Genomic DNA, 18,941 nt, shown 5'->3' with positions numbered 1-18,941 from the left:
CTTAGGCGAATAATGAAAGAAAAATCTTTGTGTTCTAATAAAATATTTTAAATTTAACCACTTAACCTATAAATCATTAACAATGAAAAACTTAAAGCAAATTATTTTACTATTAACCGTTAGTGTAATGTCTTTTTCTTGCGGAAGCGATGATGATGGAAACTCTAATGACAATGGCGTATTAATCTATGGAGGTACTGAATACCAACTAAAAGCGGGAATGATTCAAGATTACGGAGAATACTATGATGGTCTTTATAATTTTGATATTTATTTAGTAACATCTGATATTGTAGAATCTGATGGAGAACCAATACCTGAAGACAGTGAATTCTCTGGTGTTTATTTTGAATTATTTACAAGTAACCCATCTGATTTAGCTGAAGGTACTTACGCATTTGGTGATAATGTAGAAGTAAATAGTTATACTTATGCGAATTTATTTATTGATAGCTCAATTGAAGATTATAACGGAATTTCAATCAATTCAGGTACTTTCACTGTGTTAGAAAATGGTTCTACTTATGAATTTTCATTTCAAGGAACTTCTACTGATGGAACTTCTTTTTCTGGAAGTTACACAGGTTCTTTAGGAACATATGATTATTCAGATGAGTTTGATAGATCTGCAAATGCGTCTGCTGTTGAAACAAACAGAACATCTTTAAGAAAATAGAAACTACGATTTTTACCTTATAAAGAAAGACTGCTATGTAAATGGCAGTCTTTTTTTTATCCTTATTTTATGATTAAAGATTTACTATAACTCTGACTTCCAACTGAGATTTTATATATATACTGACCTATACTCAATTTTTTACCAATAGAATTTTTAACACTTATACTATTTTCGCCAGCAAAGAGCATGGCATTTTTAAGTGTACCAATTTCTCTACCCATTATATCATACAGTTTTATAACCGTGTGTTGTGTATAAGGATTTGTTATTTTAATTATAGAATCGGTATCTGTGTATAAAACATAGTGTTTAAATCTATCGCGATTAAAGTCATCTAAAGTAAGCGCATCACAGCTAAATCCTAGATCTACTCTAGCAAAAGTAGTATTCAATAAGGCTTCATCGACCAAACCACTTTCTATACAGAGCCAATTTTCTAATATACTTGCATAGACTTCTCTAAAATCTTGAGTGAATTCTAAATTGCCTTCGCCATCACCTGTGGTTAAATCTGGATGTGTACCTACAAAACCATTACCTTCTATAGCTGGACCAAATAATAATAGTGGTGCTGCTTTGCCATGATCTGTTCCGTTAGATCCATTCTCATAAATACGACGACCAAATTCGCTGATGCTCATGGACAATACTTTATCATCAAAACCACCTTGTGCTAAATCATCATAAAATAATTTTATAGAATTTGATAAATCTTGAAGTAATGTGCTGTGGTCTACAAGTTGATTAGCGTGCGTATCAAAACCGCCTAAAGTGACCATATACACTTTGGTGCCTAAATTTCCTTTAATAAGTCTAGCAACAATAGATAATTGTTGGCCAAGCTCAGAGTCCATGTATGTAACATTATTAGATCCGGCTGTATAGGCATCATGTATAGTACCTGCGTATTGATAAGTTGTATTCGTTGTGCCTCTCATAAACTCTAATTGTTCCCCATAGATACAATCGGGAAAACTTGTCATATCATGTACGGCTCCACTTTGTGCAATAGCTTCTAATTGATTGGGATTAGCAACTGAAAATGCATAATTATTAGAGCTACCATCAAATATAAGATTACCAATGCTTCCTATTTGTACAGCAGCAGGAACAGCTGGTGGATTTAATAAATACTCAGGATATATGTCTTCAAAATGACGGCCTAACCAACCCGATTTAACAGTACTTGTAGGATCAGTTGATGCCCAAATATCTGAACCAGCAAAATGCGATTGGTTGTGGTTTTCATAACCTACACCATGTACAACTTTCATAGCGCCATTATCCCAAAGATTAACGAGGTCAGACATGTAATTTGGTATCCCAAAATCTGGTGTTAATGCTGTAACATCATTTAGATTATGCTTAATGGTTGGTCTGTTAAATGCATAAGTATCATAATCATAAATTGGTACAATAGTATTAAGACCATCATTGCCACCTTTTAATCTAATAATCACAAGGATTCTATCTGATTCTGAATTGTTAATAGCGGAAGCTAACTTTGTTGAGGAAGACGCAGAAAGTGGCATTCCGCCCAACATCATTGTTCCTGCGCTAGATAAGCCTAAGGCTTGTAAAAAGGATCGTCGGTTCCATTTTTTATGCTCCATATCATGAGCACTTGGTCCTGATTTTGTTTTGTTTTTAGATTGATCATTACACATAATACAGGCTTATTTAAGTTGAAATTCAGGAAATTTTATAAGATGAATAAGTAAGAGAACGACCTGGTATGGAACAGAGTCCCATTGTAAATTCCAGATTTGGTTTTCGTAATAATTCTCGGGTAGGTCGTGTTTAAAAACATCAGTTGCAGCTTGGTAATCTTCAATAGAAAACAATTCTAGCGGCATAAACCTATCGATTATAGTTTTTGTGACTACATAAGGATCATTACTGTTATTAGAACTTTCTACCGCTAAGGTTCTTAATTCTTCATTATAACTATTCCAAGTATGCCAAATAAACCATTGTAATATTTCCCATCGACCACCTAAAGTACTAGAGTTAATCCAATCTCTATCGCCTTGCCAACCAGCCACATCAACTGGTTCAAACATATTCTGGCCCAAAACGCCGTTATAATAAATCATGCCTTGATAAAAATCTGGCGACAAACTAAAGTTAGTGACTTTAAGATATGAAATTGTCATATCATAAGGGCTTTTAATTTGGGTTCCAATGGTTTTCTGATCAAAAAAATGGTCGCTTTTAAAAAGAATTCTTAAAACATTTTCAATATTAAAATCTAAAACAAAGCTATTTGCCATTGCTGCAACGATATCTTCATTAACCGTAGGACTTACAAAATATTTATATAGTTTTTTGCATATATGTTGTGCTATTAATGGCGCTTTTTCCTGGAATAAAATATCAATAACATCATCATAACCCCAATTTCCAGTTTGACCAAAAATGGTCTTATCCGTTTCATTAAACGTACTATTGTCATAGTTAATTGGGTAAGTCCAGTTAACTCTATGGTTGTAACCAGTTAAAGCTTTGGACGTTTCAACAATATCATTCTGTGTATAACCATTATCTACACCAAGTGTAAAAAGTTCGTAAAGTTCTCTTGCATAGTTCTCATTAGGACTATAGCTTGTGTTTTCTACACCATTAAGAAAAACTAGCATAGCACCAGTTGTACCAATGGCTCTTACAAAATCTTGAAAGTTACCAAGCGCATGAATTTCTAGTGTATTATAATACTCGTAGAGATGATTACTCACATAATAGTCTTCTAAACGTGTCACAAAATGGTTACTCCAAAACATTATGAGTCTACTTTTTAAACCTACTGTTTGCATTTGGTCTACAAGAGCAATCATAAGTTCTACTTGATTGGCTTGTGTTTGTTCATCAAAATCAAAACCTAAATTATTATAATCATCATTTGTAAATTCTGCCCAAGTTGGTGTTGGCCAATGTGGAGCATTTAAAGACGCGTCAATAAGTTGATCTATAAAAACATCTGGCGCTAAGGATAGAGCATTCGAAATTGTTGATTTATTGGCGTCGTAGCCAATTCGGCGAAAAGCATGTCTTACTCTTTCTTCGTTCCATGGGTTTTCTGTGGAGGGTACATACGGTTGTAATGTTGAAGTAATACACGATGTATAAACAGCCATATCATTGTGGTTTTTAGTTGTTACCTTTGTCGATAGTAACTTAAAAGGTATGAAAATATTGAGGGAATTATAAAATATTTACGTTAAATACTTGAATTTTAGACGTTTTTAGTTAAAATAGTATTAATAATTTATATCCCTTAGCCTTCAGAATTAACTTTTTATCTTTACAAAAACTCAATTTATGATTTTAAAAAAGCACTTTGTATTTTTTACTTTAATTCTTCTTTTAGTTGTAAATACTACTATTAGCGCTCAATCTGAATCTGAAAATTCTACAGATATGACTTCAAAATTAATTCAACCACCATATTTAAAAGCTGGCGATACAGTAGCAATAGTTGCACCGTCTGGAATATTAAAAAATAACGAAGATGAGGTGCAAAAGGCAACTAGTATTTTACAAAGTTGGGGTTTACATGTAGTGATTGGTAAACATTTGTATAATAAAGCAGATCATTTTGCTGGTACAGATGATGAGCGTTGTGAAGATCTTCAAAATGCTATGGATGACCCTAAAATAAGTGCTATTTGGTGCGCAAAAGGAGGCTACGGAACTGTAAGAGTTTTAGATAAATTAAATTATTCAAAGTTTAAGGAAAGCCCAAAATGGGTTATAGGTTATTCTGATATTACAGCCCTACATAATCAGGTGCATAATGAAGGTTTTCAGTCCTTACATGCTTTAATGTGTATTAGTTTAACTAAAGATTTAAACGAAGTAGAAAATGCTCTTGAGACGTTTAAATCAGCAATTTTTGGAAATCCTGTAAACTATACATTAGAAGGCTCTAACTATAATAAAATAGGAGAAACATCAGGAGAATTGGTTGGTGGTAATCTTACCGTTTTGCATACCATGTTAGGATCAGAGACCAGTTTAGATACTTCTGGTAAAGTACTTTTTATTGAAGAAATAGGAGAGTATAAATATCATATAGACAGAATGTTGCAAAGTATGAAGCGTGCTGGTTATTTTGATAACTTAAATGGATTAGTTGTTGGTAATATGTCTAAGATGCGAAAGAATACCACACTTTGGGGAACATCTATAGAGCAATTAATCATAGATGCGTTAAAAGAATATGATTTCCCCATAGCTTTTAATATGCCTGCAGGCCATGAAAAAGACAATAGAGCATTAGTTTTAGGAAGAACTATTGATTTAAAGGTTAATAAAACGGAATCTTATATTAACTTTAATAAATAAGAAATAAAATAGATTATAAAGATTTCCACTTTTGTGGGTAGTAAACATGGCAGATCATAATGAACTTGGCAAACTTGGAGAACAATTAGCTGTAGATTTGCTAGTTGCAAAAGGTTACGAGATAATTACACGTAATTATGTGTTTCAAAAAGCAGAAATAGACATTATTGCCAAGCACAAAGATTTTATGATTTGTGTTGAAGTAAAAACTCGAAACTCTGATTTTTTTGGAGATCCTCAAGAGTTTGTGACACCTAAAAAGATTAAATTAATGGTTAAGGCTATGGATGAATTTATAACAAGTAATAATATAGATTTAGAAACTAGATTTGATATTATTGCCGTTCTAAAAAACAAAACTACCGAACATCTCACACATTATGAAGATGCCTTTTATCACTTTTAACTCCTACAGCCGCAGAAACCTGATAACCATTAGCGATAAAAATTCATTTCATCAATAAACTGCCATACATTTTCTGGTAACATAGGCCTCACATTTTTTCCTTCATTGATTTCTTTTCTTATAAAGGTTGAAGATATTTCCATTATTGGCGCATTTACTTTTATAATCTTAGGATGGTCATTAAATTGGGTTTCAATTTTTCCTTCAGAAATTCTAGGATAGACGTAAATACTGTGATTTTCTAATATGAGCTCATAGTTTTTCCATTTATGAAAACTCTTTAAATTGTCTTCGCCCATAATTAATGAAAAATCATGGTCTGGATGTTTTTCAAATAAATAGGTCAACGTATCAATAGTGTAGTTAGGTTGTTTTAACCCAAATTCTATATCGCTAGGTTTTAATTTGTCGTACTCCTTAGTAGCTTGATATACCATTTCTAAACGATGATAATTATCTAGCAAACTACTTTTCTTCTTAAAAGGACTTAATGGTGTGACTACAAACCAAATTTGGTCTAAATCGCTATGCTCTGCTAAATGATTAGCAATGGTTAAATGCCCAACGTGAATAGGGTTAAATGTACCAAAATATAGACCTACTTTCATTTCGTGTAAATTTATTTCAGAATCTATTTTTTTACAAAATCTGATACTAACTGATAAGCTTGTTCTAAAGCTTTATCTAAGACAGAGTTAATTACAATTTCATCAAAAAGTGGCGCAGTAGCTAATTCAGCAGGTGCCTTAGATACACGCATGCTAATTTTTTCTTCACTTTCTTCTCCACGATCTTTTAAACGTCTTACGAGTTCGTTTAAATCTGGTGGTTTTACAAAAATTGCGATTGTTTGGTCTGGGAATTTTCGTTTTATACGTAAACCACCTGATACATCAATATCAAAGATAACGTGTTTACCTTTTGCCCAAATTCGTTCAATTTCAGTTTTTAAAGTGCCATAAAAATTATCTCTATAAACTTCTTCCCACTCTAAAAACTCATCATTTTTAATTCGGTTTTTAAATTCTTTTAGAGATAAGTAATAATAATCTTTTCCATTTATTTCATTGCCACGCTTATCACGAGAGGTTGCTGAAATAGAAAATTCTAGATTTAACTCTTGTTGTTTTAGCAAATGACGAACTATAGTTGTTTTTCCAGATCCAGAAGGTGCTGAAAACACTATAAGTTTACCTTGTACTTCGTTTTTAATTTCTGACACTTTTCTTGTTTTTACGATATAATTAAACTGTCAATTGAGTTAAAGGACATTAAGCATTTGTTCCTTTATTTTTTCGAGCTCATCTTTCATCTGTACTACTAACTTTTGCATAGGTGCATAATTAGATTTTGAACCAATGGTATTGATTTCTCTACCAATTTCTTGAGAGATAAAACCTAATTTTTTTCCGTTAGAATCGTCAGAATTTAAAGTTTGGGTAAAATAATCTAAGTGATTATCTAGTCTTACTTTCTCTTCAGTGATATCAAATTTTTCTATGTAGTAAACTAGTTCTTGTTCAAAACGGTTTTCATCAACTTTTTCTTTAATATCTGAAATCCCTTTTTCTAAACGTGCTCTTACGCCATCAATACGATCTGGATCCATGGCAATAACCTCGTTGAGTAAACGTCTCAAGGTCGTAATTCTATCTATAAAATCTTGCTTAAGCATTTGGCCTTCGTCTTTACGGTAGCCTACAATTTTGGAAATAGCTTCGTTAATTTCTTTGCTGATAAGCGACCATTCTTCTTCGTCAATTTCTTCGCGTTCAGTAGTTACAGCATCTGGCAATCTAATCGCCATTTTAAGTAACTCAGTAGTGTCGCCATCTACAACCTCTTTAAGTTGCTTAATATACTCGTTAACAACCGTTTTGTTAATTTTAGAACTGGTATCTTCTCCTGTAATTTCTACAAATAATGAAAAGTCTACCTTTCCTCTTCCCAGATTTTTTGCAATAAGTTTTCTTATCTCTAATTCTTTTGCTCTATACATAGAAGGCATGCGAGCGTTGAGGTCTAAACTTTTACTGTTTAGTGATTTTAATTCTATTGAGATTTTTTTTGTTGGGAGCTGTAAAACAGATTTCCCATAACCTGTCATTGATTGTATCATTAAGACTTTGCTGTTAAAGTTGGGCAAAGGTACAAAATTGAACTGTTTTAGTGTGTATTAAAATTTTTACAAACACTTATGCGTGCATAGGATACTTTCTTAACTTTGTTTTTTTAAATTTAAGATATGAAGATGTACAAAAAACAGTTTGAAATAAGATGGAGTGATGTTGATGCTAATGGCCATTTAGCCAACTCTGCATATACCAATTTTATGAGTCATGCAAGGATGTCTTTCTTTTCTGAGCAAGGGTTTTCAATGCCAGAAATAATGAAGTATAATGTTGGTCCTGTGGTGTTTTATGAACATATGTTCTATTTTAAAGAATCATTTATTGGTACACCAATTACGGTAACTATAGAGGTTTCTGGTTTAAGTGAAGATGGTATGTTATTTATGTTTGAACATAACTTTTACAATCATAAAGGCGAAAATTTAGCCTATTGCGAAATGCAAGGAGGTTGGATAGATTTAAAAGCCAGAAAATTAACAGGCCTACCAAAACCGTTATTAGATTTGGCACAAACATTCCCAAAATCTGAAAGTTTTAAAGTATTAACAAAAGCAGATACGCGTAAACATGGTGTAAAGCCAAAACCAATGGAACTATAGGTTTATAGTTTTATTAATAGATAGTATTAAATTCCTACCAAGGCAGGAATTTTTTATTTAAAAACAGAATGTTGCTTAAAAGATTTGATATGCACATTTTGTATAAATGGTTTTAAAACCTGGTTTGGTAAATAGCATTTGTGCTTGCAATAACACGTTAACGTTTTGGGTTGTGCGCCAAGTGTACTTTTTATTTCAGAAGCTGTACGTCCTAAATTAATTTGGTCTGATTTGGTTTTGATGCCAAGTCTCACATAATCATTTAAAATCCTAGGATAGATGGAAAATTCTTTATTGATATTGTAATCGATACCAATAAAATGCGCATCTAAATATCTACCATTTTGCATAGCAGATAAAAAACCAACTAAGGTATCATCTAAAAAGTAACCCTTAACAATGAATTGAGTTTTGAAGGCTTTTTTAAGATGAATATAAGTGTCTAAATTTAATATTTGAGCATTAAAATCTGAATTATCAATAGTATTATGATACAATGCTTGAAGCTGATGTTTGTAGGTTTCAATATCAGTTTCAGAAAATAATTTAGCCTTTAAAGCTTTACTTTTGGCATCTGCTCTGTTGGCTTTTACGCGGTATTTCGATTTTAAAGCGTTGGTATAATCTTCAAAAGAATGCCATTCTAGTTTTAAACTAATAATCATATTAGGTTCTACTTGCATGACAGCATAATCAAAGGACTTCAAATGATTGGCAATAGGAAGTGATTCGTTTTCAAAATCTTTTACAAAAATAGCACTCAGTTTTTTCGTGTTTTTCGATAATTTCTTAACGCCTTCTGCAATGGCTTTAAAGGTTTCAATTTTGTCTTCGTCTTCTTTTAAAAATGTCCCATATTCTCCACTTAAAAATACATTACCACAAAACAAAACACGTACATGGTTGTTGCAAAACATATTATTTACAATCCGTCTAATTTTATCAGACATTTTAATGTTTTTGGTAATAGTTTCTATACCAATAGTTACAATTTGAGTGTTAGCAAACGCTATAGCTTCTTCGTCTTTTAAAATAAAAATATAATTGAATTCTATATCTGTATTAGCGATTTCAAATGCCTTTAAAAACTTTGGGGAGTAGTAAATATTTGTACAACAGTTTACACTATCCCAATATGGTTGTGGAATAGCATCTATAGATGTAAAAATTTTAGATGATAAGGACAAATTAGTCGTCTTTTTTAGATTTTAAAGAGACTAAATATACACCTGAAAATATAAGAAGCATGGCAATGATTTTTAAAGTGTCTATGTTGTCGGCTCCCATAACAAGTGCAAATAAACCTGCAATTACAGGTTGTAAATAAATAAAAACACCAACGGTTGAAGCTTTAAGTTTATTTAGAGCTATTGGATTAAGGAGATAGGTTCCAAAGGTGGCACCAACAATGACAAAGGCTAAGGAAAAATAGATATAAGGTGAAAACGAGGACCAGGACACAGCTTGTAATTCTTTATATCCAAATGGTAAGACCATAAAAAAACCAAAGAGGAATAACCATTTTATAAATGTAAATGGATGGTATTTTTTAGTTAATTGTTTAATTAGAATGACGTAAATGCTATAAAAAATAGCGTTTAAAAAAATAAAAGTATTTCCTAATACAATATTGTCAGCAGCTCTATTGGAGTCTCCAAAAAGTGTTAGAGCTAAGGCGCCAGATAAGGCAATTGTTATTCCTATTATTTTTAATACCGTTACTTTTTCTTTTAAAACAAAGGCAGATAAAATTAAAATAATAACAGGTGTTATAGTCGTTATTGCGGCTGCATGTATTGGTGTGGTGAGTTCTACACCTTTTAAAAAGAAAAGCATGTTTACGCATACACCAAACAAAGCGGCAATAAAAAATTTAAAAAAGTCCTTACGTTCTATTTTTTCCTTAGGTAGCCATATACTTATGAGCCAAAAAAGAATAGATGCACCACCAACTCTTAAAATGGTTAAAGCAAATGGCGGAACAAAATTGCCGTTCATTACAATTTTTGCAAACGTATAATTTAGTCCATATAAAACTTGGACCATAATGAGGGCAAAAATAGCAAAGCCTCTACTGTGCATGTATAGCTGTTTTTGCGGCTTCCACTGTTTTTTTAGAATTACCTATAAATATTTGGTTATTAAAAAGTATAACAGGTCGTTTTAAAAACGTGTAATGTTCTAAAATGTAGTTTTTAAAATCGTTTTCTGAAAGGGATTTTTCTTTTAAACCCAATTCTTTATAAAGTCTTGCGCGTTTACTAAATAGGTTTTCATAGCTATCTGTACGCGCTCGCATGTCTTCAATTTGTTGTTCAGTAATAGGTTCGGTTTTGATATCTTGTAACTGAAACACTTCTGGTAAATCTAGCTCATTAATTATTCTAGTACAGGTGTTGCAAGTGCTTAAATAATATATTTTTTTCATATCAGAAATCTATATAATTTTGAAAACACAAAGTAACCGTATTTAAAAGGAATTTTAAGTACATTTAAGAAAAATAATATTTTATGGATTACTATTCAATTGCCACTATATTAATTGTGTTATCGGCAATCTTTGGCTATATAAATGTGAAGTTTTTAAAACTACCAATTACTATAGGATTGATGGTTATTACCATAGTTTTTACAGTCGTTTTAGTAGGTATTGCACAGTTTGATGATACATTACTGGTTAAAGAACGAGAATTTATAGCATTAATAGATTTTGAAACAGTGCTACTAGATATTATGCTGAGTTTTCTACTCTTTGCTGGTGCTTTGCATACTAATTTTAATCAATTAAAAGTGCAACGTTGGCCTATAATGGCATTTGCCACTTTAGGGGTTTTAGTTTCTACTTTTTTAGTAGGTATTACGATGTTTTACGTTCTAAAAGTGATGAGTTTAGAAGTCAATTTTATCTATTGTTTATTGTTTGGTGCTTTAATTTCGCCAACAGACCCAATTGCGGTTTTAGGTATATTGAAAAAAGCTGGAGCGCCTAAAAAATTAGAAACCAAAATTGTAGGCGAATCATTATTTAATGATGGTGTTGGTGTGGTTGTCTTTTTAACCATTTTTGCTATTGCAGCTAAACCGGATACAGCTATTGAATTTTCGGATATTGCTACACTTTTTGGACAAGAAGTTATTGGTGGTATTGCATTAGGTCTTTTATTAGGTTGGGTTACGTATCGCTTAATGAAATCTATTGATAATTACGAAATTGAAGTTATTTTAACCTTAGCTACAGTTATGGGAGGAACCATGTTAGCACATCAGTTTCATCTGTCTGCACCTTTAGCTATGGTAACAGCGGGTCTTATTGTAGGTAACGATACGGTAAGAAATACGGCAATGTCTGAAACTACTGAAGTATACGTGGATAAATTTTGGGAACTTGTTGATGTGTTATTAAACACTATTTTATTTGTAATGATTGGTATGGAAATGCTGGTCTTAACCGTAGAAGGTAAATTTATTTATGCAGGCTTATTGGCGATTCCGATTATCTTAATGTGTCGTTATATTTCACTATTTATACCAATTAAATTCTTTGAAAAACGATTGGATTTTGTGCCTAAAACCAATTTAATTATGACTTGGGGCGGATTACGAGGTGGAATCTCAATTGCACTAGCGTTAAGCTTAACCGCAGAGATGCACAGAGAATTATTTTTAGTAATTACCTATGTGGTTGTGGTTGTTTCTATTGTAGGACAAGGTTTAACCGTTGGCCCAATTATAAAACGATTAACAAGAGTTAAATAATTATTTCATTTCTAGATACGGTTCCACGGCATCAAACGGAATTACAAATTCAAAATAACCTTGATCGTAAGACACAACTTCGTAAGGATTATAAAGTAAAACGAGTCCATCGTCGCTATAACCTATGTTTTCTGGTAATTGAAATGATTTACCAAAGAAAAAATCTTCCATGTTTAGAGCGGCCTCTTTTAATTCTGAAGCTTTTTTAAAATGGGTTTGTGCAAGGGTTTTAAAATCGTCTTTATTTTCAATAAGATCCTCAAATTTTAAAACGTTTCCTGTTTTTGCATCAAGATTTAAAAACTTAATTTGATCATTACCATGCGCACCACCTTTAAACTCGTAAGTACTAACAACAATAGTTAAAACATTCTCAGATTGATAAACGAGTTCAGTTTCAATATCTAACTCCCAAACCGGTTCTGAGGCTTCGTCAAAGTTTTTATTAAAATCAAGAAACTCTTTATTAAAATCCTTTAAAAGTGTCTTTAAGTCGCTATGCTTTTCAGTAGTACTTAAGGTTTCCACTATGGCATTTTCAATATTTGAGTTGATTGTTTTACTGAGTTGGTCCTTTCCTTCTGCCATACTATAGGTAGCAGTTATATTGGCATCAAAGGATTCTTCAACAGAAATAGTTTTAAAAGTAGCTGGTTTTATTTCTTCCGAACAAGACGTTAAAACAATAGTAAAAATGAATAAAGAAAGAATACGTTTCATAATAAATGATGCTTATGATTTAGAAACAATAAAGGTATTATTTAGATTTAAGATAGAACGAATATTCCATTAAATTTGTTGTGATTATAATTCGAAATTTCAAATACCATAATAATTATGAAATTCAATACAAAAACCATTCATGGAGGCCAAAAACCAGATGCTGCTTATGGCGCAATAATGCCACCAATTTATCAGACATCAACGTTTGCTCAGTCTACGCCAGGTGGACATAAGGGTTATGAGTATGCACGTTCTGCTAACCCAACACGTCATGCCTTAGAAGAAGCATTTGCTAGTATTGAAAACGGAAAATTTGGTTTGGCTTTTGGCTCTGGTTTGGCAGCTATTGATGCGGTTTTAAAATTGTTGAAGCCAGGAGATGAGGTGGTTTCTACTAACGATTTGTATGGTGGTACGTATCGCTTATTTACCAAAATTTATGAGGATTTCGGTATAAGATTTAATTTCATTGGTATGCAAAATGCCAAACACATTGAAGATTACATTACTGATAAAACCAAACTGATTTGGGTAGAAACGCCAACCAACCCAATGATGAATATTATAGATATAGTAACAACCGCTAATATTGCTAAAAAGCATAAGGTGCTTTTCGCTGTCGATAATACATTTGCTACACCTTATTTGCAACAGCCTTTAGAGTTGGGTGCAGACATTGTTATGCATTCTGCAACCAAATATCTTGGAGGACATAGTGATTTGGTAATGGGAGCTTTAATTGTAAAGGATAAAGAATTGGCAGACCGTTTGTATTTTATTCAGAATGCAAGTGGTGCCATTTGTGGTCCTCAAGATGCTTTTTTAGGGTTGCGAGGTATAAAAACATTACATGTAAGAATGCAAAGACATTGCGAAAATGGTAGAGCAGTGGCAGAATATTTAGAAAATCATCCTAAAATTGAAAATGTATATTGGCCAGGATTTAAACATCATCCTAATCATAATATTGCTAAGGTACAAATGACTGATTTTGGAGGTATGGTATCGTTTACAACAAAAGGGAATAATTATGAGGCATCTATAAAAATTGTAGAAAACTTAAAAATATTTACGCTTGCCGAATCTCTTGGAGGTGTTGAGTCTTTAGCTGGTCATCCTGCAAGTATGACGCATGCGAGTATACCCAAAGAAGAACGCGAAAAAATAGGAGTTGTAGATTCTTTAATACGCTTGAGTGTTGGTATTGAAGATGAAGCTGATTTAATTGCCGATTTAAAACAAGCTATTGGTTAATGAGGTTTAAGACTTTAAACAAAAAAAGACCAAGTCAGAAGATTTGGTCTTTTTTGTATAATATAATTTGATTTTTAATCTAAGTAATAAATATAACCAAAGTTAAGCCAAACCATCCAATCGTTAGCTTTGTTAGACTCTAATTGGTGGTTTAAACCATCTGTCCAATCACTAAAAAAGTATTGAAATCTAAGATCAATCATAAAATCAGATAGTACAGAAAGTTTATATCGTGTACCAACACTACTAACTATAGACCAAGTAGAACCGCTCATGTCATCAACAGAACCAGCTTCCCAAGGGGAATAAAAGTTATTAGGATCATTAGGGTTTCCTACATCATTAGGATTTAATGGATCAGAACTAACATAATCAGTATAAGTTTCGGGACGATAAGATACATAATGTGCACCTAAGCTAGCAAAAGGAGCAAACTTATAGATACCTGCCGAGAACGCTCTAATACTTCTTGGAAAAAATTCTAATTGCATACCAATATCCCAGTTTTGTGCCTGTCCACTATGACCTCTTAAACGATCTGCATTTTCGGAGTCTTTATCAGGATCTACCCATTCACCAAAATGTGTAAGATTTGTTTTGTTCCAAGATAATTCGCTACGTAATTTAAAATGGTCATTAAAGTATTTATCAGTTGTGTAACAGTTACAATCTGCTCTGTAAGCAAAATTAATGTAATGTATTAGACCCAATCCAATACCAGAATTACCAACGTTCGTTTCAAAATCAGAGCGTACTCCAAAATCAGATTGGTAAATCACTGGTCCTGCAATAATGCCAATCTCATGAGAGAAGCCTAATTGTGAGTAACTTAATTGCATTGTTAAAAGGAATGCAAAAGGGATGATTAATTTTTTCATGTTTAGTATTATGTAAATCAAAAAATTGAAATGCTTACGTCGCAAATATATAAAATATCGACGAACTACCAAATAAAACGGATAAAATGCATAAAATATTATTTTAAGTTGAAAATATTATAAATGAATTTTGAAAAACAAATTGAGAATAATAAAAAAATACACACTTATTTTTATAGATAATGTATATTTGCATGCAAAATATAGAAATAGAATAATTAATCTTTAATATATTGATTATTATATAATTCCATTATTTTGTAATTGTTAGTATAAGTCAACAATTTAAACATTAAATGTAACAAATCATAAGTATGAAACAAAAGATTGAAGCTTTTTTAGATTTAGTAGAAAAACGTAATGGTCACGAGCCAGAGTTTTTACAAGCCGTAAGAGAAGTTGCAGAAACTGTAATTCCTTACATTGTTGAGAATGATATATATAGTGGAAAAAATATTCTTTTGAGAATGGTTGAACCAGAACGCCTTATTTCATTTAGAGTGAGTTGGGTAGATGATTCTGGAGAAATACAAGTAAATAGAGGCTATAGAATTCAAATGAATTCTGCTATTGGTCCTTACAAAGGTGGTTTGCGTTTTCATCCTACCGTGAATGCTAGTATTTTAAAGTTTTTGGCATTTGAGCAGGTTTTTAAAAATTCATTAACAACCTTACCAATGGGTGGAGGAAAAGGTGGATCTGATTTTGATCCAAAAGGAAAATCAGATAATGAAATTATGCGTTTTTGCCATGCATTTATGTCTGAGTTGTTTAGACATATTGGTCATAATACTGATGTACCAGCTGGTGATATTGGTGTAGGAGCAAGAGAGATTGGTTTTATGTTTGGAATGTACAAGAAATTAAAAAATTCTTTTACAGGTGTATTAACTGGTAAAGGTGCGTCTTGGGGAGGATCTTTAATTAGACCAGAAGCAACAGGATACGGAAACGTATATTTTGCTCAAAATATGCTACAAAGAAATGGCGATTCATTTGAAGGAAAAACAGTAGTGATCTCTGGTTCTGGTAACGTGGCACAATTCGCGGCAGAAAAAGCAATAGAATTAGGCGCTAAAGTATTAACCTTATCAGATTCTGGAGGATTTATTCATGATAAAGATGGAATAGATACTGAAAAGCTTGAACACGTAATGTATTTGAAAAATGAAAAACGTGGTAGAATCAGTGAGTACTTAGATAAATATCCTAATGCAGAATATACCGCAGGAGAGCGACCATGGTCTGTAAAATGTGATATTGCTTTACCATGTGCAACTCAAAATGAGTTAAATGGAGAAGAAGCAAAGCTATTAATAGAGAATGGTTGTCAATGTGTATCAGAAGGCGCAAATATGCCATCTACTCCAGATGCAGTACACGAATTTCAAAAAGCAAAAATATTGTTTGCGCCAGGAAAAGCTTCTAATGCAGGTGGTGTAGCAACATCAGGTTTAGAAATGAGCCAAAATTCGTTACGTCTTAGTTGGTCTAGAGAAGAAGTAGATTCTAGATTAAAAGACATAATGGAAGATATTCATGATTCTTGTGTAGAATATGGGAAAAACGAAGATGGTTCTATTGATTATATCAAAGGTGCAAATATTGCAGGCTTTGTTAAAGTAGCAGATGCCATGTTAGCACAAGGTGTTGTTTAAATAAAATAAACTGTAAATAATTAAGCTTCTGTGATTTTCATGGAAGCTTTTTTTATGACATAATATATGATATACATCTTATTTCCGTTACTATTAAATATCTTTGACCAAATTTAATTATCGAATGCGTCATACCATTTTAAAAACTTTTGTACTTCTATTTGGGTTTTCAATGTCTTGTTATAGTCAAGATTTTGCGGCATTATGGGAAGGTCATTTCTCTTACAACAGTATAATTGATGTTGTAAAAGGCGAAGACAGAATTTTTGCGGCAGGAGAAAATGCGGTATTTGAATATAATACCTTAACCAACGAAATTAAGACCATTACTACTATAGATGGTCTTTCAGGAGAAACTATAACAACCATATATTATAGTGAAGCTTATCAAACCTTACTTATAGGTTATGATTCTGGTTTAATAGAATTGTATTCAGAAGACGAGGATCCGGTTTTAACTATTGTAGATATTTTAGATAAGCAAAATATTACACCTGCCAATAAACGAATTAATCATTTTTATGAACTTGATGGGTTAGTCTATATTTCTACGGATTATGGTGTTTCAATTTACGATTTAGATGGCTTAGAATTTGGTGATACCTATTTTTTAGGTAATGGAGGCGCTCAGGTTTCTGTTAAACAAGTATCTATTAGCAACAACGAAATATTTGTCGCCTGTTTAGATGAAAACGGTATTAAAAAAGCAGATCTCAGTAATCCTAACTTAATAGATTACCAACAATGGCAAACAGTGATTTCAGGTAATTATTATTCTATGAGTACATTAAATAATAAAATCTATTCGGTAAGATCTAACCGCGTATTGTATGAAATTGATGGTGCTTCTATAAATACATTATTTACGTTGCCATTGTTACCATTAGATACAGAGGTTACAGCTTCAAATTTAATTTTTTCAATGACCAATAGTAGCGTAATTTATAATACGAACTTACAAGAAGTAAATACGTTTCAGCCCAATTCAGAATTTAGTACAAGTTTTACATCTACAACGATTGTTGATGAGGATGTATTTATAGGTACAACAGATTTTGGCGTACTTAAAGCAAGTATAAACAATCCAAGTTTATATACAGAAGTCAAACCTAATGGCCCATTATACAACAATGTTTTTAGATTGAATTCTGAATCAGCAGCAGTTTGGGCAACCTATGGCGATTACTCGTCTAGTCTTAATTCTTTTCCTCTAAGAAGTAGAGGTTTAAGTTATTTTAGAAATGAAGCTTGGGAAAGCATTCCATACGATAGCCTCTTAGGTGCAAAAAACCTATCTGAAATTACAGTAAACCCATTCAATTTAAGTCAAGTATTTGTTAGTGCTATGCACACAGGTTTATTAGAGTTTAACAACTATGAGCTTACGGATTTATATGATGAAAATAATAGTGGATTAGAATCGCTCTTTGCTCCAACTAATCCAACGGCAATTAGTGTGAGAATAACAGACACTAAATTTGATAGTAATGGTTTGCTTTGGTCTGTGTCTAGTAGAATAGATAGTCCATTAAAATCATACAATCCTGCAACTGGTAATTGGCAGAGCTACAGTTTTACAAGCTTAATTGAAGATGGTTTTGACGATGAGGATGGTTTTTTTGAAATTGAAATAGACAATAATGGCACCAAATGGATTGGTTCTTATGACAATGGTTTATTAGCTTACAATGAGAGTATTACTAATAATCCGTTACGTAATATTAATTCGGCAGAACAAAATGTACAACCTTTTACAAGATTTATAAGTCTAGCCATAGACAACAATAATCAACTTTGGGTTGGCACAACAAAGGGTTTAAGAGTACTTTATAATACATCTGGTTTTTATGACGATCCTAACCCAACACTTAGTCAAGTAATTATATTAGAAGATGGCATTGCTAAAGAATTACTAGAAGGGCAAATAATTACAGATATTGAAGTAGATGGGTCTAATAACAAATGGATTAGTACAGCAGATTCTGGTGTTTTTTATTTTACTTCAGATGGTCAGAGCACCATTTATCATTTTACAACAGATAATTCGCCTTTGCCTTCAAACACTATTAATGATGTGGCATTAGACTCTAATAATGGTATTGTTTATATAGCCACAAACAAGGGTTTATTAGGTTTTAAATCTGGAGGAACCAAAGTGCAAGAAACTTTAGAAGATGCATATGTTTATCCTAATCCTGTAAGACCAGAATACAATATTCTTGGCTTAAATGACCTTACCGATATTAACAAAGGCATAAAAGTTAATGGACTTACAGATAATGTAAATATTAAAATCACTGATATTGAAGGTAACCTTGTAGCAGAAGCACAATCTAATATTAACTTAAGGTCGTCTAACAACAGTTATAATTTTGCCATTGATGGCGGAACTGCGATTTGGAATGGTAAAAACATGGGCAATTCAGTAGTAAGAACAGGTGTTTATTTAATATTAATTTCAGATTTAGATTCGTTTGAAACCAAAGTTCTTAAAGTCCTAATAGTTAGATAA

18 protein-coding genes are annotated in these 18,941 nt (G+C 32.2%); 8 read left to right on the top strand and 10 right to left on the bottom strand.

Going from position 1 to position 18,941, the window contains the following annotated elements; translation table 11 throughout:
- Positions 1-82 precede the first annotated feature (82 nt).
- Positions 83-676 (top strand): hypothetical protein, encoded by a 594-nt coding sequence (locus tag Q0891_RS13905; RefSeq protein WP_299102539.1) that lies wholly within the window; start codon positions 83-85, stop codon positions 674-676.
- A gap of 62 nt (positions 677-738) precedes the next feature.
- Here Q0891_RS13905 and Q0891_RS13900 read toward each other — a convergent pair whose 3' ends face one another.
- Both Q0891_RS13900 and Q0891_RS13895 read right to left on the bottom strand, forming a co-directional pair.
- Positions 739-2,346: a DUF1501 domain-containing protein gene (locus Q0891_RS13900; RefSeq protein WP_299102538.1), complete on the bottom strand. Its 1,608-nt coding sequence runs from the start codon at positions 2,344-2,346 to the stop codon at positions 739-741.
- Between the two features lie 9 nt (positions 2,347-2,355).
- Positions 2,356-3,813, bottom strand: a complete 1,458-nt coding sequence (locus Q0891_RS13895) for a DUF1800 domain-containing protein (RefSeq protein ID WP_299102537.1) — start codon at positions 3,811-3,813, stop codon at positions 2,356-2,358.
- Positions 3,814-3,997: 184 nt separating this feature from the next.
- Between Q0891_RS13895 and Q0891_RS13890 the strand changes: the two genes are divergently transcribed.
- The gene (locus tag Q0891_RS13890) at positions 3,998-5,023 is read left to right on the top strand and encodes an LD-carboxypeptidase (protein WP_299102536.1); all 1,026 of its coding nucleotides are present in this window, start codon (positions 3,998-4,000) and stop codon (positions 5,021-5,023) included.
- 46 nt (positions 5,024-5,069) lie between these two features.
- Positions 5,070-5,429 carry a YraN family protein gene (locus Q0891_RS13885; RefSeq protein ID WP_299102534.1) on the top strand — a complete coding sequence of 120 codons (360 nt, stop codon included), beginning with the start codon at positions 5,070-5,072 and terminating at the stop codon, positions 5,427-5,429.
- 29 nt (positions 5,430-5,458) lie between these two features.
- Here the strand turns inward: Q0891_RS13885 and nadD are convergent, their stop codons facing one another.
- From nadD to Q0891_RS13870, 3 genes are read right to left on the bottom strand one after another with little or no spacing between them, the layout of a single operon-like run.
- Positions 5,459-6,037: a nicotinate (nicotinamide) nucleotide adenylyltransferase gene (gene nadD, locus Q0891_RS13880; RefSeq protein WP_299102532.1), complete on the bottom strand. Its 579-nt coding sequence runs from the start codon at positions 6,035-6,037 to the stop codon at positions 5,459-5,461.
- Positions 6,038-6,060: 23 nt separating this feature from the next.
- Positions 6,061-6,651, bottom strand: a complete 591-nt coding sequence (gmk, locus tag Q0891_RS13875; RefSeq protein WP_299102530.1) for a guanylate kinase — start codon at positions 6,649-6,651, stop codon at positions 6,061-6,063.
- A gap of 39 nt (positions 6,652-6,690) precedes the next feature.
- On the bottom strand, positions 6,691-7,548 hold the full coding sequence (locus Q0891_RS13870) for a YicC/YloC family endoribonuclease (RefSeq protein ID WP_299102528.1): 858 nt from the start codon (positions 7,546-7,548) through the stop codon (positions 6,691-6,693).
- Between the two features lie 132 nt (positions 7,549-7,680).
- Between Q0891_RS13870 and Q0891_RS13865 the strand changes: the two genes are divergently transcribed.
- Entirely contained in the window at positions 7,681-8,160 is a 480-nt protein-coding gene (locus tag Q0891_RS13865; RefSeq protein ID WP_299102560.1) for a thioesterase family protein, read from the top strand.
- A 53-nt stretch (positions 8,161-8,213) separates the two neighbouring features.
- Here Q0891_RS13865 and Q0891_RS13860 read toward each other — a convergent pair whose 3' ends face one another.
- The 3 genes from Q0891_RS13860 to Q0891_RS13850 are packed head-to-tail and all read right to left on the bottom strand — an operon-like array spanning position 8,214 to position 10,588.
- Positions 8,214-9,347, bottom strand: a complete 1,134-nt coding sequence (locus Q0891_RS13860; protein WP_299102526.1) for a hypothetical protein — start codon at positions 9,345-9,347, stop codon at positions 8,214-8,216.
- A 1-nt stretch (position 9,348) separates the two neighbouring features.
- The gene (locus Q0891_RS13855) at positions 9,349-10,242 is read right to left on the bottom strand and encodes a DMT family transporter (protein ID WP_299102524.1); all 894 of its coding nucleotides are present in this window, start codon (positions 10,240-10,242) and stop codon (positions 9,349-9,351) included.
- The gene (locus Q0891_RS13850) at positions 10,232-10,588 is read right to left on the bottom strand and encodes an arsenate reductase family protein (RefSeq protein ID WP_299102523.1); all 357 of its coding nucleotides are present in this window, start codon (positions 10,586-10,588) and stop codon (positions 10,232-10,234) included. Before Q0891_RS13850 ends, Q0891_RS13855 begins: the two co-directional genes overlap by 11 nt.
- An 83-nt stretch (positions 10,589-10,671) precedes the next feature.
- Here Q0891_RS13850 and Q0891_RS13845 point away from each other — a divergent pair, with 83 nt between their 5' ends.
- Positions 10,672-11,916, top strand: coding sequence for a sodium:proton antiporter (locus Q0891_RS13845; RefSeq protein ID WP_299102521.1), 1,245 nt, complete (start codon positions 10,672-10,674; stop codon positions 11,914-11,916).
- On the opposite strand, the gene Q0891_RS13840 is transcribed toward Q0891_RS13845, so the two are convergent.
- A complete protein-coding gene (locus Q0891_RS13840) occupies positions 11,917-12,636 on the bottom strand; it encodes a DUF3298 and DUF4163 domain-containing protein (RefSeq protein WP_299102520.1) in 720 nt (239 codons plus the stop codon).
- A gap of 117 nt (positions 12,637-12,753) precedes the next feature.
- Here Q0891_RS13840 and Q0891_RS13835 point away from each other — a divergent pair, with 117 nt between their 5' ends.
- Positions 12,754-13,893 carry a cystathionine gamma-synthase gene (locus tag Q0891_RS13835; protein WP_299102519.1) on the top strand — a complete coding sequence of 380 codons (1,140 nt, stop codon included), beginning with the start codon at positions 12,754-12,756 and terminating at the stop codon, positions 13,891-13,893.
- 74 nt (positions 13,894-13,967) lie between these two features.
- On the opposite strand, the gene Q0891_RS13830 is transcribed toward Q0891_RS13835, so the two are convergent.
- Positions 13,968-14,771 (bottom strand): glutamate dehydrogenase, encoded by an 804-nt coding sequence (locus tag Q0891_RS13830; protein WP_299102518.1) that lies wholly within the window; start codon positions 14,769-14,771, stop codon positions 13,968-13,970.
- 314 nt (positions 14,772-15,085) lie between these two features.
- Between Q0891_RS13830 and gdhA the strand changes: the two genes are divergently transcribed.
- Entirely contained in the window at positions 15,086-16,429 is a 1,344-nt protein-coding gene (gene gdhA / locus Q0891_RS13825; protein ID WP_299102517.1) for an NADP-specific glutamate dehydrogenase, read from the top strand.
- Positions 16,430-16,553: 124 nt separating this feature from the next.
- On the top strand, positions 16,554-18,941 hold the full coding sequence (locus Q0891_RS13820; RefSeq protein ID WP_299102516.1) for an ABC transporter substrate-binding protein: 2,388 nt from the start codon (positions 16,554-16,556) through the stop codon (positions 18,939-18,941).

The sequence above is a fragment of the uncultured Winogradskyella sp. genome (assembly GCF_947498005.1).
Lineage (GTDB): Bacteria > Bacteroidota > Bacteroidia > Flavobacteriales > Flavobacteriaceae > Winogradskyella.
This window is presented reverse-complemented; position numbering and strand designations above follow the sequence as displayed.